Origin of the sequence: Methanolobus sp. (assembly GCF_016278365.1) — an archaeon.
Lineage (GTDB): Archaea > Halobacteriota > Methanosarcinia > Methanosarcinales > Methanosarcinaceae > Methanolobus.
In genome coordinates, this window is sequence record NZ_JADQBZ010000008.1 from 331377 (window position 1) to 356315 (window position 24939).

Sequence of the window (24939 nt, forward strand, 5' to 3'; positions counted from 1 at the left end):
CATATTCTTTATACTGATAAACGCAGTAATCAGCGTTTGAAGATGTGAATTCAATGTGATCCGGTCTGAAGGCCTCCAGAATAGCGGGGATATATGCCTGATATCAGATATAGTACTCAGGAACTATCGTCTTTCCTTGTATTCCCGGTATTCTCTGGCACTTACCTGCATTCCTTTGTGCTTTTTCTTTTCAAGTCTTTTAAGACCGATCTCTGATTTTTCAGACTGGAAAGCAAGTTCTGCATTCAATTTCCGGTAACTGTCCAGTCTTTCCTTTGCAATGTTCCCTTCCATGACTGCTTTTTGAACTGCACACCCCGGTTCCTGATTGTGGGTACAGTCCTTAAAACGGCAGTTCTCAGCTATTCCGGCAATATCGGAAAAGGCTTTCCCAAAACCTTCATAACTGTCACCTAGCTGTAGCTCCCGGATACCGGGATTATCAATAATTGCTCCGCCGTTTGGAAGCAGGAATAACTGCCTTACTGTGGTAGTATGTCTGCCTCTTTCATCATCTTCCCTGACATCTTTGGTCTTCTGGACAGCTTCATCAAAAAAAGCATTGATCAATGTAGACTTCCCAACTCCGGATGACCCAATGAGTGCCACAGTTTGACCTGGCGCAATATAAGCCTCAAGTTTGTCCAGCCCTTCTTTTGAAAGGGCACTGATGGCAACAACAGGAACGTCACCTGCGATATTCCTTATTCTGTCAACAGATTCAGCCGGTTTATCCGTAAGATCTGCCTTGTTCATTATAATTACAGGTTTTGCTCCCGAGGAATACACAACTGTCAGATAGCGTTCAAGCCTTCGCAGGTTTAGATCTTTTCCTGCTGATGTAACGATAAAGATAGTATCGATATTTGCAGCAATTACCTGTTCTTCACTGCTGTCTCCTGCATCACTTCTTGAAAGGCACGTTTTTTGGGGCAATATGTTGACTATTATATACGAATTCAGCCCGGCCTGGTCCAGCAAAACAACAAAATCTCCCACAGCTGGCTGCTTACCGGACTTCAGAAGCGCACCTGATATCCCGGCTTTTATGGTAGTGCCTGAGATGAGAATCTCCCACACCGTCTTATGTCTTGATACAACCCTGCCGGGTATGTATGAGCCATTATATACGGAAAAAGCGGACCCTAGTTCTTCATCCCATCCTGGGATTGCAATTTTGTCAGCATGACCGGGAATTTCAGGTAAAGTCTGCCAGTTCATGAGTAACCCTTATCCGTCCAGTTAGAAATATTTTGTGATAGACACATTAAAACCACAATTCAACGAATATCCGGGACCACAAAATGTTTAACAGATAAAATTTATGGCGTTCTATGGACGAATCAGTAATTTTTGAGATATTTGAGGAGTTGCCACGCCAAGGTCCCGGCAGCAACAAATGTACCGAAAAAGCCTTCGACTTGCTTCGACCTCTTCCTTCAGGTGCCAGAATACTGGACATAGGATGCGGTGTGGGCATGCAGACCCTTCATCTTGCGAGCATATGTGAAGACTGTCACATCACTGCAGCTGACGTTTACCAACCATATCTGGACAAGCTGTTGGAAAAAGCGGCAGAAGAGGGATTATCCGGCAGGATCTCTACAGTATGTGCTTCAATGAACGATTTACCTTTCAAGGATGAGGAGTTCGATGCAATCTGGTGCGAAGGAGCGATCTTTGTCATAGGTTTTGAAAAAGGTCTTGACTACTGGAAAAGCTTCCTCAGAGAAGGCGGTTTCATGGCACTGACAGAGGCTGCCTGGTTTACCGAAAACCCATCAGAAGAGGCGCTGCAATTCTGGCAGGAAGCCTATCCCGACATAAAGAGCATTCCTGAAACTGAAAAAGAAATCGTGGCAGCAGGTTATACCGTGATTGATACTTTCAGGTTACCTGCATCTGCTTGGTGGGATGATTATTATGACCACTTTGAGAGAAGGCTTGATTCGATAGAAGGAAAATTCAAAGGCAATGCCGATGCCGAATCTGTAATAGAGTTCTCCAGAAAAGAGATAGAGGTTTTCAGGGAACATTCTGATGAGTACGGGTATGTGTTCTTTATCATGCAAAAATAACGCAAAATAGAATGCACTCCTGCCCCGCGCTCAGTGGGTACTGCAAAGCGGAATTTATCTTTATTCCACCGACAGACTTAATTCCTTTGTTGCTGTTATAGGGGATATTGCTCTTTATTGTTTTGGTTCAACAAAGCAACTTGGAACATTGACTTTAAAAATGATATGCTGGCAGGTGAACGATCCTTGAGGTCATCGCCTGGACGCTGCACTTTAAGGATTAGCACTTAACCACTAAAGGAATTTATGAAATGGAATCTATAACATTCAGTCAACTTAATCTTTCACAAAGTATTTTAAATGCCATTAAGGATATCGGTTATGAAGAACCGACCCCTATCCAGGCGCAGGCAATCCCATTAATAATGGAAGGTAAGGATGTGGTCGGACAGGCACAGACAGGGACTGGGAAGACAGCAGCCTTTGGTATCCCTGCCCTTGAGCTGGTGGATCCGGAATTCAGTGATGTGCAAGTCCTCGTACTCTGCCCGACACGGGAACTGGCAAATCAGGTTTCAGATGAGCTGACCAAACTCTCTGCATATCAGAAACTTAGAATACTGCCTATATATGGCGGACAGAGTCTTGAAAGGCAGATCAAGGCCCTGCGCAGGGGAGTCCATATCGTCATAGGGACACCCGGAAGGGTTATGGATCACATCGAGCGCAGGACACTCAATCTTGAGAACGTGGCAATGGTAGTTCTCGATGAGGCAGATGAGATGCTTGACATGGGTTTCAGAGAGGATATCGAGCTGATCCTGACCAAGGTGCCTGCTGACAGGCAGACTATCATGTTCTCGGCAACCATGCCTTCACTGATAATGAAACTGACAAAAAAGTTCCAGAGGGACCCTCAGCTTGTCAAGACCATTCACAAGAAAGTTACAGTTCCCAACGTGGAACAGTCTTATTTCGAAGTGAAGTTCCATGCAAAACCAGAGGTACTCTGCAGGCTCATCGATATCTATGATGTTAAATCATCCCTGGTTTTCTGTAACACAAAAAGAGCGGTTGACGAACTGGTCGATACTCTCAAGACAAGAGGATACCTGGCAGATGGCCTTCATGGTGATATGAAGCAGCAGCAGAGAGAACGAGTCATGGCCAGTTTCAGGAAAGGGGACATCGAGACCCTGGTTGCTACTGATGTGGCTGCCCGTGGAATAGATGTGGAGAATATAGAAGTTGTTTTTAACTATGATCTGCCCCAGGATGAAGAATCATATGTCCACCGTATAGGAAGAACCGGAAGAGCAGGAAGGCAGGGAAGAGCTTTCACATTTGTTACCGGCAGGGAAATATACAAGCTGAAAAGCATCCAGAAGTATACCAATGTGAAAATACTCAGCCAAAAAGTGCCTACAAGAAGTGATGCCGAGGATATAAAGGCTAATATGCTGGCACAGAAGGTCAAAGATACGATCGATTCGGGTCATATTGGCAAATATATAAACTGGGTCGAGAGTATAACGGAAGGAGAGTATACATCTGTGGATGTTGCCGCAGCACTTGTGAAAATGAGGCTTGCCGAAGATAATAAGTAATCATTGGAATATGCCGGTTTCATACCGGCGTTAATTTGGTCATACGGTTCAAGTTATATATAGTGAACAACATAGTTTGTTTAAACTTGAGAGCTTACAGGCCTTAAATACGGCCATGTATGGCCACAATTTAACAGAGACCCGAAACCGATTTTATTTGAATAGGATTTCAAGTGTTTTGCACCTTTTGTGTAATGGCATTTCATTGAACATTCCTTTTTTAATAAAGAACGAGCAAAACACGCACTAAGCAAACAATAAAGAGGAATTAATCTGGCTAATTATAACAGTAGGAAAAGACAAAGTAATGTAAGCAGTGGAAGACCCGGGGATGCTCCTGAAGTTGTTCGTGTCAGGACACCGCGTAAAGACAGGAATGAAGTTCTGGCTACCGTTTCCAGTATGCTGGGAGCAAGCAGGGTGAGATTGCAGTGCATGGATGGTACGGTTCGCATGGGCAGGATCCCCGGTTCAAAGAAGAAGAGAATGTGGGTTCATGAGGGAGACATTGTAATAGTGACCCCATGGTCATTCCAGGATGAAAAGGCTGACGTCGTATGGAAATACACCAGGCCGCAGGTCAACTGGCTTGAGAATAAGGGATATCTTAAATAAAGAGATGAGCCTTCATTTCTTAATTTCTTTCGTGACTTTTGCTAGAACGTCATGCTGGATTTCTGATTTAAAAGCCTGCTCTTTTTTCATTTAGACTGATACTTTTTAGACATTCTTTCAAAATACTTCATTAAGACATTCATTTATATAGATGAGCACGGATTCCGGAAAGACTTGGTTTAGAAATCCCCCATGTGAAATCCGTGTCCCAAAGATAATCCAAATGAAATGTACCCTGTTGTTTTAGGAATATATCTTATAGTTGATGTTTTGATTTATATTGTTTATCTTTTTAAGGGAGTTTGTCTATTTGAATTATAGACTCAACTTGCTTCTAGAATTTTTCTAAGCTTTCCTTGGATTCTTTAATCTCTTCCTTAATAATCTCGAATTCAGATATTTCTCTCATGAGGTACTCCTTTGCAGCCCTCTCAGTCTCGCATTTTTCCTTCAATTGCTGATACACGGGACTACTTGCCACATCAATATCTGTAGATATGGTCACAAAATGGACATACTTAGCATATATTTCTTCAAGTGCTTTTGAATGACCTCATAGTAGTGAGATTTTGAACCTGAAAGTGTTTGAAAATGATGTCATTTTGTTCCTGAAAGTTGGAGATAGTATACAGCACAATGTATCAAATCATAAAACATCTATGGGAAACGTTATGGGGAAGTATAGTTAGCTGAGATTTGAATAACGAGACTGCATTTGTTTATAGTAATCGAGCCGTTGCAGGAAATCGATTTTTGTCTAAAAAATTTCAAGATCAAATCGAAAAATTTAAATACAATTTGTTCGTATTTTTTAATAATAATATTTAGTATTAAACAGATAATCAAGATCTGTTTAAACTAAAAGATGTGGGTAGTAACATGGCACAAAAAAATACTGACTTACTGAAAAAGTTAATTGCAATATTTATGGTCTTGATTCTGATTACGCCAAATGTATATTGTCTTGAAAATACTGAATCTAGCAATAGCGAAACTGCTGAAGAATCAAATACTGAAGCAAATATAAACTCCGAAGAGGATTCATCTTCAATAGATGAAGAGAAAGTAGACACAGAAACATCAGACCAAGATATGGAGAGTGTTGATGAAACTGATATTTCAGGAGATAGTGTTGAACCTTTATCCACATCTGAAGAAACACCTCTAATGATAGAGGGAAAAGCATATTTAGATCCTACTCTCGAAAATGAAAATGATTATTTTGATACTAGTCTTTTTACTGGTTCTTTTGTTTATATGTATTTAATTGAAACCGTAAAAGGAAGAGCTAATCTAGAGCCAACAGTTTCTCTTACATATTCCAGTAGTTTAGGTTCAAAAGGAACCTATGGATCATTGGGGGTGGGTTGGTCACTAAATGATAATTGCATCGTAAGGGATACAAATTACACTGTTGAAAATACTAATGATGACAAATTTATTCTCGTACTTGATGGTTCAAACCAGGAATTAATCTACGTAGAAGAAGAGGGTTCATATCATACCGAAACTGAAAGTTTCATGAATATCACCAAAACTACAACAAACTCTAATTCATTTGGAGAATGCTGGATTGTAAAAACTACTGATGGAACTATATATCGTTTTGGGTATAACAATGATTCAGAGCAAAGAAATTCTATCAGTTCAAGAGAATATGTTAGTAAATGGTGGTTGGATCTGATAGAAGATGTAAATGGCAATCAAATTAAATATAATTATGTAGAAAATCCAAGGGATGGAGAAATTGGTAGCGTTTATCTTGACAATATAACGTATAATGACGATCTCTCTGTTATTGATTTTGATTTTGAAAACAAACCGCATGTGTTTACTCTGTATGAATATGGTAACAAGATTATTGAGAAAAACTTGTTATCAAGCATCACAATCAAAAATAATGGATCTATCTTGTGGAAATACGAGTTAAACTACGAAGAAAGAGACGCAAGAGATTTCTTGACAAGTATTTCAAAAATCGGACTCAATGGCCAAGCGTTTCCTAGCGTTGAATTTGCTTACTATACTCCAGATGACTGGGCAAGCACTACTAACTGGATCATGCCAACTGAACTCTCATCTGGTACCGGTGATTCGGGAGTCAGAATGGTAGATGTGAATGGGGATGGACTGGTAGATGTGGTAAAAGCACTTTCAGGATCAACTTTTGAAACATGGATAAATACTGGAAGTGGCTGGACAAGTACTACCAACTGGATAATGCCAGTTGAACTCTCATCTGGTACCGGTGATTCGGGAGTCAGGATGGCAGATGTGAATGGGGATGGATTGGTAGATGTGGTAAAAGCACTTTCAGGATCAACTTTTGAAACATGGATTAATACTGGAAGTGGCTGGACAAGCACTACTAACTGGATCATGCCAGTTGAACTCGCATCCAGTTCTGGTGATTCGGGTGTCAGAATGGTAGATGTGAATGGAGACGGATTGGTAGATGTAGTAAAAGCACTTTCAGGATCAACTTTTGAGACATGGATTAATACTGGAAGTGGCTGGACAAGCACTACTAACTGGATCATGCCAGTTGAACTCGCATCCAGTTCTGGTGATTCGGGAGTCAGGATGGCAGATGTGAATGGGGATGGACTGGTGGATGTGGTAAAAGCACTTTCAGGATCTACCTATGAAACATGGATAAATACAGGAAGTAGTTGGGAAAGTACTACTAACTGGGTCATGCCAGCTGAACTCGCATCCACTTCAGGTGATACGGGAGTCAGAATGGAGGATGTGAATGGTGATGGACTGGTAGATGTGGTAAAAGCACTTTCAGGGTCAACTTTTGAAACATGGATAAATACAGGAAGTGGCTGGACAAGCACTACTAACTGGATCATGCCAGCTGAACTCTCATCTGGTACCAGTGATTCGGGAGTCAGAATGGAGGATGTGAATGGAGACGGACTGGTAGATGTGGTAAAAGCACTTTCAGGATCTACCTATGAAACATGGATAAACACGAATAAAGATGCAGATATTCAGTCGGTTAATTACAAGGCACCGTATCTAATGAAGGAAATTCATCATTCATCCGGTTCAAACACAACTGTTAGTTATGTGCCTTCAACAAAGTTCGACAATACGGGTAATGACAATATTGCAGATTTGCCTTTGAGCATTTGGGTTACAAGCCAACTAATAAGAGACAATGGAATTTCAGGTGCTGGAAATGTAGTTAAAACTACAAATTACTCCTACAAAAATGGGATGCAATATTTCAATTCACCAGAAGAGATAGAATTCAGAGGATTTGGTGAAGTTACTGTTGAAAATGACTATTCCATTACCAAACATCTTTTTCACCAGGACGAAGTCATGAAAGGAATCGAGAACTACACCGAAGTGTGGGATAAGAATGGAAATATCTACAGTGCATCAGAGAGGGAATATACCTTCAATCAAACATATCCTGATGTCAACCTCATTTTGTTGAGTTCGGAATCCATAAAACAGTTTGACGGGCTTGTGCAGAGTTCAAATTCTTCTATCGGATGGTCCTCTTTCACCGAATATGAAGAATATGACGATTACGGGAACCCACTTTCCATAACAGATTATGGAGATGTTGATATTGCCGGTGATGAAAGGCATCTCCATTTTGAATATGTCAATGAAGAGAATCCGTGGATTATCGGGAAGAAAACTCATGAATGGCTGGAAGATTCAAGCCAGATAAAGAAAAGTGAATCATGGTATTATTACGACGATTCAAGTGATAACAGTAACATTAGCAAGGGGGAATTGACGAAGATAGTATCATGGAACAATATAGGAAATAACCCAATTGTCCTATATAACTATGATAACTATGGAAATATCATTCAAATCACAGACCCAAGAGGTTTTTCAGAAAACATAGATTATGATGAAAATAGGATATATCCTATCTCCATTGAGAATCCTCTGGGGCAAAAAGAGTTCTATGAATATAACGATCTTGGCAGAATTACAAAGATTATAGATAGTAATGGAATATCTACTGAGTATGTTTATGATGATTTGCATAGGATAAAGAAGATAATAAAACCCTATGATAACCCAAGTTTACCATCTATCGAATACACTTATGACCAAGATGGTCTGGCTCCAGAGAACATACATACTCATTTTCTAGAGTACAATGGTACCAGCAAGGAATCTAATCCATACCCGATTTATACTATTTCTGACCTGCAGGCCATCAATAATGACCTGTCAGCTCACTATATCCTAATGAATGACATTGATGCAAGTGAAACAAGCACGTGGAACAGCGGAGCAGGTTTTGTTCCAATAGGTACCTCCGCAGAGATGTTTACCGGAAGTATAGATGGAAAAGGATACAAAGTCGATGGACTGACCATTAACAGAGAATGGACTAATGCTCAGGGATTCGTAGCCTATTTAGGTGATGGCGGAGAAATCAAAAATCTTGGGCTGACCAATATTTCTGTTCTTGGATATCAATATGTGGGATCTCTTGCTGTCTTCAACCACGGTACAATTTCCAATTGTTTCTCAACCGGAAGTGTAACAGGTAGACATAACAACGTGGGAGGACTTGTTGCAGGCATCCATTCCACTGGTAGTATTTCGGACAGCTACTCAATGTGTGCTGTTACATGTGCAGGTACTCAGGCAGGTGGTCTGTCAGGATTCAACAGTGGAAATATTGCAAGATCTTATGCAACAGGATTTGTCGATTGTAGTAGCACCAAGGGTGGTATCACTGGAACTAATTCGAATACTGTAACAGGCAGTTATTATGACTTCCAGACCACAGGTTGTTCGGATACAGGCAAAGGCACTCCCAAGACAACGACTGAAATGTGGACTCAATCAACCTTTGTAGGTTGGGACTTCATTGGTGTCTGGTCGATATCAACACAAGTAAACGATGGTTATCCTTACTTACAGTTCGCGAGCAGTGGCACACAGCCTGGGGATGGTACAGCATCGAACCCATATCATATTTATGATGTCTATGATTTGCAAGCCATGAATGGTAGTTTTCTTGAGTACTATATTCTGATGAATGACATTGATGCGACTGAAACAAGGATGTGGAACGACGGAGCAGGCTTTGATCCTATTCAGGCTTGCTGCTTTCTAAACGGCAACGGACATAATATTACAAATTTATACATATACCGTCCTTCCGAAAGGTTCGTCGGCTTATTCGAGTCCGGTGGAGACATATACAATCTTAATATGATAAATGTCAATGTTACTGGCAATTATCATGTAGGAGGACTTGCAGGAGAAGCTGGTGGTACATTCAGCAATATAATCATAACCGGAAATGTTACATGCATAACCGAGGCAGGTGGAGGTTTGAGTGGAGCTATGAGTGATGGAATTGTAAAAAATGTAAGTACAAATGTAAATGTAAATGGGGATAGTATGATCGGTGGTTTGTCGGGTTATGCATTATTTTCCACGATAGCAAACTCAAAGTCAATGGGAAATGTAAAAGGCACATACGATGTTGGAGGACTACTTGGGTCAAGTGGTCATAGTACAATACAAAACTGTTACTCTGTAGGTCACGTTGTGTGCGGCAGTTATTATACTAAAGGAGGACTAATAGGGACTATTGGTGATACAACAGTTACATCTTCTTATTATGATTCCCAAAAAGCGGGATGTTCAGATACAGGAAAGGGAACTCCTAAGACAACCTCCCAAATGCAAACACAGTCAACTTTCGTGGGTTGGGACTTCTACGATACATGGGTGATGAAAGACTATCCTGAACTGAGACGTCATGATTCCACCTTTGAGTCTATAGACTCATATGATGGTTTTGGCCAAACAATTCAGAAAACGTATGAGGGTGAAAATGGATGGATTACTCAAAATACAGAATATAACGAACTTGGCCTGGTATCAAGTATTGAGGTTCCCCATTATATATACCAATCAGCTCCATCCGTTACCTACGAATATGACCCAATCGGCCGACCCAAGGTTATCACAAACACAGATAACACCACCCTGAGCTACTACTACGAGCTTGAGAACATCACAATCACAAATCAGAACGGTATCAACAAAACTCTGAAAAGTGATATTTTCGGAAATATCATAAATGTCTATGAGTTTAACGAAGGTGAAACCTATATCACAGGTTACGTTTACGACGCTCTGGATAATCTTATAGAGATTATTCCAAACTCGTCTTCCATAGATGATAACCCGATGCAGTCAATTGGTAGTGGTACTGAAGCAAGTCCATTCCCGGTCTACACTGTTTCCGATCTGCAGGTTATCAATAACAATTTGTCAGCGCACTATATCCTGATGAATAATATTGATGCAAGTGCAACTTCCACGTGGAACAGCGGAGCAGGTTTTGTTCCGATTGGCACATCCACTGAGATGTTTACCGGAAGCATCGACGGAAACGGATATGAAATAGATGGACTGACCATCAACAGAGAATGGACTAATGCTCAGGGATTCGTAGCCTATTTAGGTGATGGTGGAGAGATTCGGAATCTGGGATTGACTGATGTATCTGTTCTTGGATATCAGTATGTAGGTTCTCTTGCTGTGTTCAACCACGGTACAATTTCTGATTGTTTCTCAACCGGAAGTGTAACAGGTAGACATAACAACGTGGGAGGACTTGTTGCAGGCATCCATTCCACTGGTAGTATTTCGGACAGCTACTCAATGTGTGCTGTTACATGTGCAGGCACCCCGGCAGGTGGTCTGTCAGGATTCAACAACGGTAATATTGCAAGATCTTATGCAACAGGATTTGTTGCTTGTAGTAACACCAAAGGTGGTATCACTGGAATTAATTCGAATACTGTAACAGGCAGTTATTATGACTCACAGACCACTGGTTGTTCGGATACAGGCAAAGGTACACCCAAGACAACCGCTGAGATGCAGACACAGTCAACCTTTGTAGGTTGGGATTTCACTAATACCTGGACTATGCAGGGCTATCCTAAACTGAAACTTGCATCTTCAACATCACTTACTCCACATGTGTATTTCACTTATGATTCCCTTGGAAGAAAAGTGGCAATGAGTGATCCAGATATGGGTGACTGGACGTATGAGTATGATCTCAACGATAACCTGATAAACCAGACTGATGCCAGGGGAGTTTCAATACATCTTACATACGATAGCCTTGATAGGGCCACTGCAATCGATTATCTTAACGATGCTGACGTCAGTTTCACATATGACCTTGATTTAAATGGCACACTTTCGCAGGTGACGAAAGGTGATATAGTGTCAAGTTATGACTATGATCAGCGTTATAGGATTGTGGATGAGACTATAACACTTGACAGTGCACCCTATACCACGTCCTATGAGTATGACAGCATGGACAGGGTTACGAGAATAACTTATCCTGATGCTTCAAGTGTTGATCTTACCTACAACGAACAAACTCTTCTGGAAAGTGTTGAAGGGGTTATTGATAACCTTGACTACAACGCAAGGAACCAGATAACCACCAAGGAGCTTTCCAACGGCGTGGTCACGACCTATACCTATGACACAGATAAGTTGCTGCTGGACAGGATATACACAGAGAGTCTCCAAGACCTGAATTACGAGTTCGATAATGTAGGCAATATCCTTCAGATACAGGACAATGTCATGAATTCCGTTAAAATCTACGGGTATGACGACCTGGACAGGTTAACCCGCGCGGACATGTCGGTCAACAGCGTGCCGACTTACCAGAGGGATTTCACCTATGACCAGTATGGCTGTATCCAGCAGGTGGATGAGAACAATGTCATGATATCCTCTTACGGATACTCGCTGGTGCCTTTCCATGCTCCTTCAAGCTATAATGGAAACAATCTTGACTATGACTCAAATGGAAACCTCATTGAGGACGAAGATTTTATCTACGTGTACAATGATGCAAACCAGTTGAGCGAGGTGCGTTACTCAGGTAACAATTCTCTTGTGGAGAAGTACTGGTACAATGCGGGTGAGCAGAGAGTCAAAAAGCAGAATGCTGATGGCGAATTCACTTACTACGTCAACAAATTCTATGAAGTGGAAAACGGTACACCCACCAACTACTTCTTCCGTGATGACGAACGCATAGCCAAGCAGACAGCCGGAGGCATGGAGTGGTATCTGTCGGATCATCTCGGCAGTACTACAGTGCTTATCAATGAGAGCGGGCTTGAGATTGAGCGTACCGAGTACTATCCGTACGGTCAGGTACAGTCCGGCGGTCTGGAGAAGTACGGTTTCACAGGCCAGGAAAACGATGCTGATACCGGGTTGATGTACTATGGTGCGCGGTACTATTCGCCTGAGTACAGGATATTCGTGCAGCCCGATTCAATGATACCTGATCCGTACAATCCTCAGTACCTTAATAGATATGCTTATGTGCTGAACAATCCGGTGATGTATACCGATCCAAGCGGGCATGTTGCTGTGGTTCCTGCGTTAGTTGGTGCAGGTTTGGCTGTTGTGACTATATGGTCTTATTATGACTTTGTACAGGCTACAATAGCTTGGAATAAGCGCGAGCTGAGTACCAATAAATTGATGGCTAACGCAGTTCTTACTCTGCCAATTACTGGAGGGGGAGCAATTAAACTATCTATGAAACTTGGTAAATCCAAGAAAGTTATCCAAACTGCAAATAAAGGATTTAAAAGTGGTGGAATAAAAGGAGGTCTCAGTCCATTTGTAGAAGGCATATCTGTCAAGGCTGACGATATTGCCCTTTATATTGCTACAGACGGGGTGCTTGGAGCAGGGTCATATGCAGTTAATCATATAGATTCGGGCGTAGATGCTACGATTGTAGAAAATACTGTTGAAGGAACAAGACTTGGGGATGTACTAAAGCAGGGAAGTAGCACTAAATCTGAAGTTTCATTGACTGTAACTAGTACTACATCCAAAGTTTCGAGTACTGTAACTAGTACTGCATCTAAAGTTTCCAACTATGTGAGTAGTACTACATCTAAAGTTTCGAGTACTGTGAGTAATACTACATCTAAAGTTTCGAATTATGTGAGTAGTGTCAAAACAACAATATCAAATAAAATAAAAAGCTTATTTAGGAGGTAATGTATTACAAGCTTATAACTACTAACAAACAGCATGGTGTATACACTTAGGAAGTATCTTATGAGTGAACCAGTTTTAGAACTTAGGACTAAAATCTCAAAAGAAAAACTAGTGTACACTATTTGTGATTTTTACTGGACAATGGGTCATAAGACAATAAAACTTGGTAGAGGATTCGATGATGATATCAATTATGAAAATTATGATCCGGTAAGAAGGATTGGAAATACAAGTGATATTTCAGAAATAAGTGTACAAACATACAAGAAAAAGCAAAATAAGCATGTATTTTTCGACTCTATAAATATAAATTTTACAGAAGAGAGGTTTGAAAGGAAAATAATATGGGATGTAGATCTTGGATTTAGAGAATGGCATCTGGTCTATCTTTTTATAGCTTTTTTTGCTACAACATATTTTGCATGGATTATATGTCCCTCTGATTCTCCATGGCACCGATATTGTTTTATTTTTTCTTTTCCCATATTTTTAATCGCATTGGTTTGGCCACTGTACTATTATTTATTTAAATACAAAGCCAATAAACTCGATTCACATCCGGATACGCAGAAATACAGAAGGGATTTTGAAGAATTTATTCGTAGGAAGGAGAAGGAATTGCGCCCTGAAAGTTATTTAATGGATAATGAGAGATAATCTAGGCATAACCACGCTTCACCTACAACGTACAATGCGGACGACAAGAGAGTCAAGAAACAGAATGCCGTTGGCGAATTCACTTACTACGTCAACAAATTCTATGAAGTGGAAAACGGTAATGCCACCAGCTGCTTCTTCCATGATGACGAACGCATAGCCAAGCAGACAGCCAGAGACATGAAGTGGTATCTCTCAGGCCATCTCGGCAGTACCACCCATTTCATCACAAGAGTTGTCTTTTTTTTGCAGAGTTCCTAAACCCAAAAATCTGTGAGAATATAGCACGCTCTGTCATTAATTTGCCATCTTTAATGTCTTGGTTAGCTTGTTCTATCATCTGACTGGGAGTCAATCCCATATAATTGTAGTAATGCTTCAAAACAGACAGATATCCTTCCCAAGTATTGGGCGCCGGATTGACTGAACGAATAGTTTTTTATGATGGGATCTTTTTTAAGTTCTGATAGCTTCACTTTCATTCCCTACCTACCGATTTTAAAAAACCTACAATGAGGTTAAGGTTTTTTTAAAAAGTGATCATTAACTTAAAAAAAGAGATTTTGAAGGAACACGTTCCTTCATATTAGATCATTTGGTGCAGTTATTCTGCAACTTGGCCAAAAGCGAACTTGCGCATCACTTTTGTAACTGTGATAGTGACTTCGTCGCCAACCTTGGTGCCTGGGACAAAGATAACAAAGCCGCTTACTCTTGCGATTCCGTCGCCTTCTCTTGCAATGTCTTCAATTGTTACTTCGTAATTCTCGCCGGCTGTTACCGGTGCTGTGGTTTCTTCGGTTCTGTTGAACATATAATTTCACTTCCATTTTGGGTATAAGCTTAAAAAGACATAACTACACTTGAAAACATAACGGAAAAGACGTACTATTTAACCAAATACCTTCTAATGCCATACGTTTAACAAAACAGTTAATCTTAAAGCACACCTACTACGTAATAGTGATATATAAGCCTTGTGCCATTCATCCACTATTATTTATAATTCAGGGCGGCTATTATTCATCAAGACCTTTCCTGCCAAAAATATAATTTGCAACCCTGAGAGCATCAATGTCACCGGTCTCCTTTCCTTCATCATCACTCAACTTGACCACGGGGATGCCATTAACCGTGTGCAGTTTAATGACCATATTAAGGGGTGGACTTGTCCGGAAGAAATCCGGATTATTCGTGAGGCTTGTACCTATACCAAAAGTGCAGTTTATCTTTCCCCTACAATGATCTTTTATTTTCAAAGCATCCTTTGCATGCAGGGAATCACTGAACACAATAGTCTTTTTTAGTGGGTCGATACCCATTGTCCTGTAATGTTCTATAACCTTGTCGGCAAATGTGATCGGATCCCCACTGTCATGTCTCACGCCATCATACAGTTTTGATAGTTTCATGTTGAAATTCGCAAAGAAAGCATCCGAGCCAAAGGTATCTGATAATGCGATTCCCAGCTCACCTTTGTAAATCCCGGCCCAGTTCTCAAGAGCAAAAAGGTTTGCATTCCTTAGGCCTACAAGAGCGGAATTTCCCATGATCCATTCGTGGCCGACAGTACCCACTGGATGGATGCCATATTTCATTGCAAAGAAGACGTTGCTTGTGCCAGAGAATGTTTTCAATCCAGTCAGAGTCTTTATTACCCGGTCATGGAGTTCAAAGCTTCTGCGCCGCCTGGTCCCAAACTCCGAAAATGTGCAGTTGTTAGCCTCAAGTTCCCTGCCTATATCCATTACATAAGAACTGTATCTGTCTGCGACAGAATCTCCCTGCTGAGTATATCCATAATCCTTCCACTGCGTTTCTACAACACTAAAATAGAGCTCCGATATGACAGCCATAAGCACGATTTCCCAGAGAATGGATTTATGCCATGAACCACTTATCCTCAGATCAAGGTCTTTGTCCCGGGTGAGGCACACGCTGATGTCAGAAGGATCAAAGCGGTAGTTCTTCAGGTATTCCAGATACATGGACTTAAAATAAGGACATTCTGCCTTCAGCCACTGGTATTCATTATCGGTAAGGGCCAGTGAAGGGATATCCTCATCTATCACCCTTCTTAGCTCCCGGACAAAGCCTTCTGTAAAACGCTGAGTTCCCCTGTTGATGAACCTGTACTCAGCAACAGCATCCGGAAAAAGTTCCAGGACCGCCATTTGCATTGTAAATTTGTAAAGGTCATTATCAAGAATAGAGTAAATCATCAGATCTTTCCCGTATTTTATGGATGCCTGCATCAATACTACGTTCCGTATTACTTCCTTTGTATATACCTATTTGTGTGGAATATCGGGCTACTTCTAAAGTATCCGTCATGAAAGCAATCCGATACACATTAATATAGATAAGTGTCATTAAACTGTACAAAATGACTCACGGGTGCATATATGAAAAGTAACGAAGCTAAAGCAGATATACAAAATCATTATTATGAAGAACTTGCGGGGATAAAAGCGGATATATCATCTCTGAGTCAGGTTGTTGCCCGGGTGATCGAACAGGCTAATAACCAACAGCTGAACATGATGTTTTCGGAGCTGAAGAACGATATTTCAAAGCCGCTCATAAGCTACATGATCCAGGATAGCAAAAGTGCCCTCAGCAGTAAGATGAGCGCGGACTGTGACAGGAAAGAAATATGCAGGACAGCTTTTGAGAACCTGCTTCAGGAAACCGCGTTACTGCTTATGGATAAAGAGGTGGGTGAGGAGGTACTTGAACAATACGAGAAGCGGTTTGATGAGCTCAGGGAATTCGCTACTACCGAGAGTTGTGGTGCATGCACATCCCATGCTTCAGAAGTGTTCACAAAACAGCTGGACCTTATCCGGTCATTGAATGTCTCCGGCAAAAAAAAGAGTGTCATGGTGAGCCCTAGTATAAGCGAGCTCCCTGATGATTTGGTCAGTTGCATATGCGAACCTCTCGCGAACAAGCAGCGTCTTTTGATGCTCCGGGCACTTAGTACAGGGTCAAAGAGCTTCTCTGAACTTTCCAGGACAACAGGGCTTCGGGGAGGTAACCTGCTCTTCCATCTCCAGAAACTTACCGATAGCAGAATCATCGGTCAGATGAATGAACGTGGTGACTACTTCCTCACTCAAAAGGGTTACACAATCCTTCAGACACTTGCCGAGCTATACAAAAACCTCCGGGAATGAAGAAAAGTAGAAATTCAAATGTCTTATTTCAGGTAAATTATGTTTCCGGGAGGGCACTCATTTCCTGCCACATATATTCCCAGAAGCTCTTCTGCTGCCTCCGTCCCCAGTTGTTCTTCCACCAGTTCTAGAAATACCCGGATATACTGAGGAGGAACACAACCAAGACTCTCCTCGCCGCTTTTGATAAGGGTTACCAGATAACCAAGCTCCCCTTCATCAAGAAGCGAGATGCGCCACTTAAAATCCTCTTCGTTCTTGGAATAATGATTAGAAATAGGCGGTAATATCGACCTATAAGGTGCCCTTGAGCCTGAACACATAAGATCCGCACATTCCGGCGCAAGCTTTTTCAGCAATTTGATGTCCCTCGTGGATAGTTCACGTACCAATATGATCACCTGAAACTCATCTGAAGATCAGATACTAATTGTTTTAAGGCCACAAGTAGTTAACCGGCCATTGACAGACAGATTGCCATTCCATCATACAAAAGGCTTGATGGACATCTGCTGTAAAAAGAGGTTACTCTCAAGGAGCTTTGAACATATGGCCATCTCTCTGATGTCAGCCATTGCCTTGTCAAGTTTTTGATTAAGCTCCATGACTTCTTCTTCGAGGGTCCTGATATACTCGGACTGCTGGTCAGTGCGTGCATCGAGCTTACGGATGTCCAGGTGTTGACGGTGCATGGTCACATGCTTGCCAATCTCTTCCTCAGTCCTCTGTCTGAGCTGGACCAATTCGCATTTGCGGGACTCCACCTCCTGTTCACGGACATTGAGTACTTCTGATAGGTAATCCACATAATTGCGCTTGCGTTCTACCTTCTCACTATCCACATCGATACCAATGTCCATGGATGCAAGTTCTGCCTTTCTGGCGACAATCTTCTGTTCCCTGCGGTCAAGCCTTTTCTGCGTTTTTTCAAGCTGGTCCTGCCTTTTATGGATAGCAAGCTCTTTCTCGAACTGTGACCTCAGTATTCTGTAATGTTCACTTTTACGTTTCTCAAGAGAATCAAGATCAAGATCATATCTATCAACACGGGATTTGAGGTCCTTTTCTTTTCTGGAGAATTCTTCTCTCCTCTTTTCGAATTCCTTTTTTGAAAGCCGGAGTTCCTCATTCTTGATCAGAAGTTCCTCGTACTCCATTGAGATAAGCTTCTTAGCTTCCCTTATCTTCCCATATTCTTCAACGATAAGAGATTCATCGGATTTGATCTCCTGTTTCATCATGGCGATCTCAGCCCGCTTCTTCTCGATCTCATCGAGTTGACGGAAATAGGTGTTTTTGGTATCCTCCAAAGCCTGGAGCTGGTTCATGTAGTACAGTTCTTCACTCATTTTGACACCTTTTTTGACACCTGCGCCTTAAAGACCCTATCTGTGATGAATCCTGAATTAGCATATGGATTATAGAGGTTTTAACATTGATTATTGTATGCAATACAGAATTGTTATGTCGAAATATAAAAATCCCATGTTCATGATTTGATGCAAAGTTGATGGTTTAGGGACTTAAAAACACAAAGTGCGTACATCTTATATGCATAAGAATAACAGAAATCGAAAAATATATATAATTATTAATATAATTAATTGTGATTTACAATTATGTAGTTATAATAGAGAGGTAAAAATGGTAAAATGGTATAACAGCCTAGAAACAAAGTTAACTGTAAGCTTTTTGGTACTGATTTTACTAGTATCAATGAGCACCTTCGCATTTACAGTTCACGAAGCAAAAACAGCCATAACGGACCAGATGAAAGAAGAACTGATCCTCACTGCGAAAATAATGTCAAGCCAGATCGACGGGGATCTTCTGAGCCAGATCAATGTAAAAGAAGATACTGAGAACGAAGCGTTTATGCAGGTATATCAGAAACTTGACGAATTAAGAGGAGATAATACTGACATAATTACATATGTATATATAATGAGATTGGATGGGGAAGGGAATGCCAGATTCATTGTGGATGTTGATTACCTTGAAGATGGAATCATAGATGTTTATGCTGACCAGCTTTATGAGGATGCCCCGATTGAAGATATAAACATGGGTATGTTAGAGCCCTCTGTTTCAGAAGAACCTTACACAGATGAATGGGGCACATTCATGACTGGCTATTCTCCCATATATGATTCCAATGGCAATATTGTAGGTGTCCTTGGGGTTGATTTCGATATTGCTACTGTTAAAGAGAAGCAGGATTTCCTGAGTTCCCTGGTATATTACATACTGATTGGATCAATACTTGCTGCCAGCTCGGTAATTATGTATTTCTCAAGGACGATCATTAAGGACCTGAATAGTATCACGAAGGTTGCAAGAAGTATCTCAAACGGAGAATTGAATGTAGACCTCCCAACAATAAAATCCAAGTCCGAGATCTATGAATTGAACGAAGGGATGAAGAGTGTGCTTGCTGTGGTTGAATTCCTTACAGATGAAGTTAATGAAAACTCGAAGGAAGGTGACCAGTAAATGGGTCAGAAATTACAGTCATATTTTGAGATTGCAAAAACAAAAGGCGGTCTTGGTGCTCAGATAAAGCTTGCTGCAATAACAAAGATGAGCGCAGCAAAAGCATCATCTCAGGAAGACTCACCAGAGAACATAGCATTATTTGAAAAAGCAATTTCCATGCTTTAACTTTTTTGGCGATGTAAAAACTCACAGAGGTGCACAAGTATCAATAACGACGACCACAGAGAATACAGATCCTACAGAGAAATGTTTCTCTGGTTTCCCGAGATTTAATTCTCTGCGTTCTATGTGAACTTGTGCAGCTCAAATTAAAACACAAATTTTCTACCGGCTCTTTTTATATTTACCGGAGGCAATTTTTTAAGATTCATCTGGAATTTATGCACTGTAATAATTTGATTTCTTTGAAAAATTGTATTTGGATGATTGCCTGTTGATGGCCTGCTAATACTCAGATTTCTCCAGATTTCTCACTCTTCCAGACTTCCTTCGATCTTGGAACCATCATAAGTGCAGCGAGTATTTATCACTCCCTGAAGGATTGGTTTATAGGCAGCATCCTCATCAGCTGCAACTACAGCAGGACTATCGTAATTGACATCATTTCTTTCTGCCCACGTATTTAATGATTTCATATTTTCTCCCATCCTCTTTTTTACATTTAACCCAAATTTACTAATCATTAAGGAGAAATAAGACACCTCAAACCAGTAGGATTCAGGTATCTCCCTCCTTGTGAATCCGAGATGCTTCCAGCACCTCTTAATAATCCACTCCTGTATTCACGAGCACCCCGCGCTCGCAAGACTTAGTAAGCGATTTTCACATATAACCCAAACTGTTCTTAATATTACGAACAATATTATTTTTAGGTTGCAGAGGATATTTTAATAACACCATAATTTCAATCGTGGGCTTAAAATAAAAAAAGTTGTGGCTTTAAAGAGAGGTAGTTTACTTTAAATATTTCCTAGATGCATAATTATGGACACGGGATGGTTTGCTTTAGGGATAGTGCCAATTATGAAGAAACCTTTACTTGATGTGATATTTGCATCCGATAAACGGAAAAATTCACTGCTTTTATTAAAGGACGAACCAATAAAGATGGTCACTATTCTCAATTCATTAAAAACAACAAGGCAGGCATTACTTCCACAAATGAGGATTCTGGAAGAGCATCAACTTGTACACCACTTCGATGATACATATGAACTGACAACTATCGGAGAACTGATAGTTGATAAGATGGTCCCTTTTTTAGATACTGTTGAAACTCTGGATACTGATATTGATTACTGGGGAACTCATAGCCTTGATTTCATCCCATCTTATCTCTTGAAAAGAATAGGTGAGCTAGACTCATGTATTCGAATCGAGACTTCTTTGCATGAGATATTTGAGGAAGACAAACAGTTTACTGAAGAATCTAAAAAGTCAAAATCCGTATTCACTATAAGCTCCTACGTATTCCCGAATTTTGAAAAGACACTTTCCGAGCTAATAGCAAATAACGTATCCACATATATAATTATTTCAAAAGAGCTCTATGAAAAACTCATCCACGAAAATCCAGAGAATACTCAGGCATTGGCAAAAAGTCCTAACATTAGTCTGTACATGTATCCGGGTAGTTTTGGCTTCTTATCTATTTCGATCAATAATTACAGCATGTTGTTGAAATTGTTGACAGAAAAAGGCGAGTATGATAATAAGAGAATAGCTTGTTCAGGTGATGTTACACTCAAGTGGGGAAAAGAGCTCTTTGAATATTATTTAAAAGATTCGGAATTAATAACAGAGATCTGACTAATCTGCAGTATGAACACTTTCTATGACAAAATATATTTTAACTCTCTATCTGAAAGAAATAGAATGAGGCATCTGGGTACCACCTCATTTTAAGATATCTATTTCTTAAAGATACCGAGATGTTTCTAGTATCGCCCAATTAATTCATTTCCATATTTACAAGTACTTCAATGCCCGAAAATATACTAGATCTCGTTTTCATTCAGTCTAAACTCGCTTTTAAGCTCGGTTCATTACTTCAAGCCAGATCATCTTTTGTTCGTAAAGAGTATTTAAATGAAAGGGGAATTCCACCCGGATACAAAAAAATAGGTGATGATACCAATGCGATATCAGCTGTATAACGAAAATGACAAATCCTTATCCCAATATGGAATTCTACGAACCTTTTTAAATATATCGTTACTTGATTCAATCCTTAAGCACTTCAAGGAGTGTATCAGCTTCCTGTTTTGATACGAAGACCCCTTCCTTATTATCACTAACATGTACTCCATTATCATTGAAACTCATGTTGATGAATCCAAATGTCGACATCGTACCAAGTGTATCGTCAGAACCTATTCCTTCGAGTTCCATCTTGAGGATAGAAATGTAGTTGTTTGGAACAAATATTGCGTCACCGCTAGTGTCTATAAGAACTATGCCGTTTTTATCAACTGAAAAACTGTTCATTCTAATTCTCCGTTTTTTAATATGCCTGATACATTGAGTACAGACTATTTCCTATATATTCCTCCTCGAATAAAAACCCAATGTTATAATATAGTTCGACAGTTATCGAATTATCAGTTACTGACCGTTTTCAAAACAATATATAACCCTGCAATATACCTGCAATTGACTAGGCGCAGAATCGGATAGATTACACCCCAGTCCAAAATGTATTCCTTCCACTGTGTATAAAAGTATTTTTGAAACTACCCGGAGTTATAAGTCATTGATTTTTAAGGGATAATCGAATGTTCTCTTTTTGAGTGCCTTGACTGCCAAAAGGTTCTTAAAGAAATATGAGTATAGCGTGCAAGTAATTCTATTCATAAGCAGTAACCAATTAACTGAGTTGATCAATTTGGCAATCGAGAAAGGCGATTTCATAAAACTTAAGTATACAGGAAAGTTCAGCGACGGCATGGTTTTTGACACAACCGATGAGCAGCTTGCAAAGGATAACGGTATCTTCAACCCTCGCGGTGTTTACGGCGGGGACATTATCGTTGTCGGCTCAGGCCAGACCATCAGGGGACTTGACGAGGACTTCGTCGGCAAGGAATCCGGATACACCGGTACACTGACTGTGCCACCAGAGAAGGCTTTTGGCAAGCACAACCCGGCTCTTGTGGAAACCCTGTCTGTGACCAAGCTGCAGGATCAGTTCAAGGACAAGAACCCATACCCAGGCATGCCCGTTGAAGTCAACGGTAAACGTGGTGTCATTGCGCAGATCATTGGCCGCAGGGTCCGTGTAGACTTCAATCACGCTCTTGCAGGCAAGGAAGTCGAGTACGACTACACCATCGAAGAGAAGATCGAGGACCCTCTTACAAAAGTAAAAGGCCTTATCGCCCTCTACACCGGCTTTACTGATATCGAGGCTGAGATTACCGATGACCTTATTCGTATCGTCACCCCTATCGAGCTCAGCTTCAACCAGAGATGGCTCGTAACCAAGGTCAACATAGCCAACGAACTTATCGACAGGCTCGGCATACCCAATCTCGAGTATGTAGAGAAGCACCCCTATGTGCCACCAGAAATGGAAGCAGAGGACATAGTAGAAGTGCCTGCCGAGGAAAGCTCAGAAGCAGAACCTACCGAGAGCGAGGAATAACCCTCCCTCTCCCTTCATTCTTTACCCAATAACCAACCCACAACGTTTTGTATCAAAAGCCTTATATCTGAATCTGTTATTTAGGAACCATTCAACATGCTGAGGTAGCCAAGTGGTCCACGGCGCCGGTCTTGAAAACCGGTAGTGCTCACGCGCTGCGGGAGTTCGAACCTCCTCCTCAGCGTTTTTACTACTATTTTGTGAAATTGGATTTTGCTAATTCTATGGATTGAAATCCTGACTACTCTTAATTACAGCGTTTGCCATTCATAAAATAGGAACCGCTTTGTATGAAACTGTTTCTGATAGTGTCGAGATTGATTGATTTCTAGAGAGTCTTAATTATGGTACGAATTGAGAAAGGTGCCATGAAAAGTAAAATTTTAAGTGAAATATTATTTCATGTATTCCTTATGAGAGATGATTTCAGAAGGATGAAAGTTTTAGGAAGATCGAAAGCTTACTTTCCGGCTGTATGCATCCTTTTCTCACTTACTGGCCCTTAAGCAGTTCCACTAGTCGATCAGGTTTGAATACATACACGACTAAAAAATATTAGTCTTATTCAGCGACATGCATGAAAGAGCAGGAGCTACAAGTTTTGCAAAAAACGTAATAAAAAACATAATATAGAAAAGATAAATCGATTAAGTAAGCTCCTACATCAATGTTTCCTTCACCCCTTTATATTATGGTTACAAATTTTGCTATATAGAAGGGATTAATATGCAGAAGATAGTTCCACATTTCTGGTTTGACAAAGAGGCCCGTGAGGCAGCGGAGTTCTATACTTCTCTTTTCAAGGATTCGAAAATTAAGAACATAACAACGCTTTATGATACTCCGTCGGGAACATCAGAAACAGTTGCCATTGAGCTCTCAGGCCAGGAGTTCATGCTGCTGTCAGCAGGTCCTCTTTTCAAATTCACTCCGGCTATATCATTCCTTATTGCCTGTAGCACAAAGGAAGAGGTGGATGCACTATGGAGGAAACTATCCGAAGGTGGCACGGCGCTTATGCCTTTAGATGCATATCCGTTCAGCGAAAGATACGGATGGGTGGAAGACAGATATGGTCTTTCGTGGCAGGTAATGTTCACAGGCGACAATGGGATGACACAGAAGATCACCCCGACGCTTATGTTCGTCGGTGACCAGTACGGGAAAGCAGAAGAGGCGATCAATTTTTACGCATCGGTGTTCCATAATGCAAAAATTGACCATATCCTTCGCTACGGAGCAGGTGAGGAACCCGATAAGGAAGGAACTATAAAGCACGCTGCTTTCATGCTTGAAGGATATGAATTTGCGGCTATGGACAGCGCTCGTGAGCATAATTTCACTTTCAACGAAGCTATTTCATTCATGGTATACTGCGATACCCAGGAAGAAATTGACTACTACTGGGAGAAGCTGTCGGCAGTTCCCGAAGCAGAGCAGTGTGGCTGGCTCAAGGACCGCTTCAGTGTCTCATGGCAGATCGTTCCCACTGTTATGGACGAGATGATGCAGACAAAGGATGAAAAGAAACTGGCACGTGTAACTGAAGCATTTCTTAAAATGAAAAAGTTTGATATAGCGGGACTGGAAAAAGCATATGAAGGGCGATGAAGCGGGCTCTGAGATAGTGACAGAGCTCTTGGAGT

General features: G+C 40.9%; 18 protein-coding genes and 1 tRNA gene. 12 read left to right on the forward strand and 7 right to left on the reverse strand.

The features are described from left to right. Positions 1 to 123: 123 nt before the first annotated feature. Complete coding sequence (rsgA, locus tag QZZ22_RS10150) at positions 124 to 1221, reverse strand: ribosome small subunit-dependent GTPase A (RefSeq protein WP_292464477.1); 1098 nt, start codon at positions 1219 to 1221, stop codon at positions 124 to 126. Between the two features lie 113 nt (positions 1222 to 1334). On the opposite strand from rsgA, the gene QZZ22_RS10155 reads away from it, so the two are divergent. The 5 genes from QZZ22_RS10155 to QZZ22_RS10175 all read left to right on the forward strand — a co-directional run bounded on the left by QZZ22_RS10155 (position 1335) and on the right by QZZ22_RS10175 (position 13975). Then, positions 1335 to 2078 carry a class I SAM-dependent methyltransferase gene (locus tag QZZ22_RS10155; RefSeq protein ID WP_292464478.1) on the forward strand — a complete coding sequence of 248 codons (744 nt, stop codon included), beginning with the start codon at positions 1335 to 1337 and terminating at the stop codon, positions 2076 to 2078. Positions 2079 to 2329: 251 nt separating this feature from the next. Then, positions 2330 to 3625: a DEAD/DEAH box helicase gene (locus QZZ22_RS10160; protein ID WP_292464479.1), complete on the forward strand. Its 1296-nt coding sequence runs from the start codon at positions 2330 to 2332 to the stop codon at positions 3623 to 3625. A 273-nt stretch (positions 3626 to 3898) separates the two neighbouring features. Next, positions 3899 to 4240, forward strand: a complete 342-nt coding sequence (gene eif1A, locus QZZ22_RS10165) for a translation initiation factor eIF-1A (protein ID WP_292464804.1) — start codon at positions 3899 to 3901, stop codon at positions 4238 to 4240. 933 nt (positions 4241 to 5173) lie between these two features. Further along, positions 5174 to 13318, forward strand: a complete 8145-nt coding sequence (locus QZZ22_RS10170) for a toxin TcdB middle/N-terminal domain-containing protein (RefSeq protein ID WP_292464480.1) — start codon at positions 5174 to 5176, stop codon at positions 13316 to 13318. A 60-nt stretch (positions 13319 to 13378) separates the two neighbouring features. Further along, complete coding sequence (locus QZZ22_RS10175) at positions 13379 to 13975, forward strand: hypothetical protein (protein ID WP_292464481.1); 597 nt, start codon at positions 13379 to 13381, stop codon at positions 13973 to 13975. A gap of 604 nt (positions 13976 to 14579) precedes the next feature. Here QZZ22_RS10175 and QZZ22_RS10180 read toward each other — a convergent pair. Beyond that, the gene (locus QZZ22_RS10180; RefSeq protein ID WP_292464483.1) at positions 14580 to 14789 is read right to left on the reverse strand and encodes a TRAM domain-containing protein; all 210 of its coding nucleotides are present in this window, start codon (positions 14787 to 14789) and stop codon (positions 14580 to 14582) included. A 205-nt stretch (positions 14790 to 14994) separates the two neighbouring features. Then, complete coding sequence (gene pncB, locus QZZ22_RS10185) at positions 14995 to 16197, reverse strand: nicotinate phosphoribosyltransferase (protein WP_292464805.1); 1203 nt, start codon at positions 16195 to 16197, stop codon at positions 14995 to 14997. Positions 16198 to 16380: 183 nt separating this feature from the next. Between pncB and QZZ22_RS10190 the strand changes: the two genes are divergently transcribed. Beyond that, positions 16381 to 17154 (forward strand): winged helix-turn-helix domain-containing protein, encoded by a 774-nt coding sequence (locus QZZ22_RS10190; protein ID WP_292464485.1) that lies wholly within the window; start codon positions 16381 to 16383, stop codon positions 17152 to 17154. A 23-nt stretch (positions 17155 to 17177) separates the two neighbouring features. Here the strand turns inward: QZZ22_RS10190 and QZZ22_RS10195 are convergent, their stop codons facing one another. Together QZZ22_RS10195 and QZZ22_RS10200 are read right to left on the reverse strand one after the other, a co-directional pair. Further along, positions 17178 to 17555, reverse strand: coding sequence for a hypothetical protein (locus QZZ22_RS10195; RefSeq protein ID WP_342765098.1), 378 nt, complete (start codon positions 17553 to 17555; stop codon positions 17178 to 17180). Positions 17556 to 17639: 84 nt separating this feature from the next. Beyond that, positions 17640 to 18503: a hypothetical protein gene (locus QZZ22_RS10200; protein ID WP_292464487.1), complete on the reverse strand. Its 864-nt coding sequence runs from the start codon at positions 18501 to 18503 to the stop codon at positions 17640 to 17642. A gap of 367 nt (positions 18504 to 18870) precedes the next feature. On the opposite strand from QZZ22_RS10200, the gene QZZ22_RS10205 reads away from it, so the two are divergent. Together QZZ22_RS10205 and QZZ22_RS10210 are read left to right on the forward strand one after the other, a co-directional pair. Continuing rightward, positions 18871 to 19647, forward strand: coding sequence for a HAMP domain-containing protein (locus tag QZZ22_RS10205; RefSeq protein ID WP_292464488.1), 777 nt, complete (start codon positions 18871 to 18873; stop codon positions 19645 to 19647). Beyond that, positions 19648 to 19815: a hypothetical protein gene (locus QZZ22_RS10210; protein ID WP_292464489.1), complete on the forward strand. Its 168-nt coding sequence runs from the start codon at positions 19648 to 19650 to the stop codon at positions 19813 to 19815. 305 nt (positions 19816 to 20120) lie between these two features. Here the strand turns inward: QZZ22_RS10210 and QZZ22_RS10215 are convergent, their stop codons facing one another. Next, entirely contained in the window at positions 20121 to 20285 is a 165-nt protein-coding gene (locus QZZ22_RS10215; protein WP_292464490.1) for a hypothetical protein, read from the reverse strand. A 349-nt stretch (positions 20286 to 20634) separates the two neighbouring features. Here QZZ22_RS10215 and QZZ22_RS10220 point away from each other — a divergent pair, with 349 nt between their 5' ends. Then, complete coding sequence (locus QZZ22_RS10220; RefSeq protein ID WP_292464492.1) at positions 20635 to 21459, forward strand: winged helix-turn-helix domain-containing protein; 825 nt, start codon at positions 20635 to 20637, stop codon at positions 21457 to 21459. Positions 21460 to 21873: 414 nt separating this feature from the next. On the opposite strand, the gene QZZ22_RS10225 is transcribed toward QZZ22_RS10220, so the two are convergent. Next, positions 21874 to 22137 (reverse strand): hypothetical protein, encoded by a 264-nt coding sequence (locus QZZ22_RS10225; RefSeq protein WP_292464494.1) that lies wholly within the window; start codon positions 22135 to 22137, stop codon positions 21874 to 21876. Between the two features lie 397 nt (positions 22138 to 22534). Here QZZ22_RS10225 and QZZ22_RS10230 point away from each other — a divergent pair, with 397 nt between their 5' ends. From QZZ22_RS10230 to QZZ22_RS10240, 3 genes are all read left to right on the forward strand, one after another. Next, positions 22535 to 23293, forward strand: coding sequence for a peptidylprolyl isomerase (locus QZZ22_RS10230; protein WP_292464497.1), 759 nt, complete (start codon positions 22535 to 22537; stop codon positions 23291 to 23293). 98 nt (positions 23294 to 23391) lie between these two features. Continuing rightward, positions 23392 to 23477: transfer RNA gene (locus QZZ22_RS10235), tRNA-Ser, on the forward strand. A gap of 542 nt (positions 23478 to 24019) precedes the next feature. Further along, positions 24020 to 24904 (forward strand): VOC family protein, encoded by an 885-nt coding sequence (locus QZZ22_RS10240; protein WP_292464500.1) that lies wholly within the window; start codon positions 24020 to 24022, stop codon positions 24902 to 24904. The last annotated feature ends 35 nt before the right edge of the window (positions 24905 to 24939 follow it).

Bases quoted from the DNA above. Each gene is read 5' to 3' on its own strand.
- QZZ22_RS10200 (WP_292464487.1), bottom strand. From the start codon at position 18,503: ATGAGTGAAGAACTGTACTACATGAACCAGCTCCAGGCTTTGGAGGAT.
- QZZ22_RS10215 (WP_292464490.1), bottom strand. From the start codon at position 20,285: ATGAAATCATTAAATACGTGGGCAGAAAGAAATGATGTCAATTACGAT.
- QZZ22_RS10220 (WP_292464492.1), top strand. From the start codon at position 20,635: ATGGACACGGGATGGTTTGCTTTAGGGATAGTGCCAATTATGAAGAAA.
- QZZ22_RS10155 (WP_292464478.1), top strand. From the start codon at position 1,335: ATGGACGAATCAGTAATTTTTGAGATATTTGAGGAGTTGCCACGCCAA.
- QZZ22_RS10175 (WP_292464481.1), top strand. From the start codon at position 13,379: ATGAGTGAACCAGTTTTAGAACTTAGGACTAAAATCTCAAAAGAAAAA.
- rsgA (WP_292464477.1), bottom strand. From the start codon at position 1,221: ATGAACTGGCAGACTTTACCTGAAATTCCCGGTCATGCTGACAAAATT.
- QZZ22_RS10210 (WP_292464489.1), top strand. From the start codon at position 19,648: ATGGGTCAGAAATTACAGTCATATTTTGAGATTGCAAAAACAAAAGGC.
- QZZ22_RS10240 (WP_292464500.1), top strand. From the start codon at position 24,020: ATGCAGAAGATAGTTCCACATTTCTGGTTTGACAAAGAGGCCCGTGAG.
- QZZ22_RS10225 (WP_292464494.1), bottom strand. From the start codon at position 22,137: ATGAACAGTTTTTCAGTTGATAAAAACGGCATAGTTCTTATAGACACT.
- pncB (WP_292464805.1), bottom strand. From the start codon at position 16,197: ATGATTTACTCTATTCTTGATAATGACCTTTACAAATTTACAATGCAA.
- QZZ22_RS10160 (WP_292464479.1), top strand. From the start codon at position 2,330: ATGGAATCTATAACATTCAGTCAACTTAATCTTTCACAAAGTATTTTA.
- QZZ22_RS10205 (WP_292464488.1), top strand. From the start codon at position 18,871: ATGAGCACCTTCGCATTTACAGTTCACGAAGCAAAAACAGCCATAACG.
- QZZ22_RS10180 (WP_292464483.1), bottom strand. From the start codon at position 14,789: ATGTTCAACAGAACCGAAGAAACCACAGCACCGGTAACAGCCGGCGAG.
- QZZ22_RS10190 (WP_292464485.1), top strand. From the start codon at position 16,381: ATGAAAAGTAACGAAGCTAAAGCAGATATACAAAATCATTATTATGAA.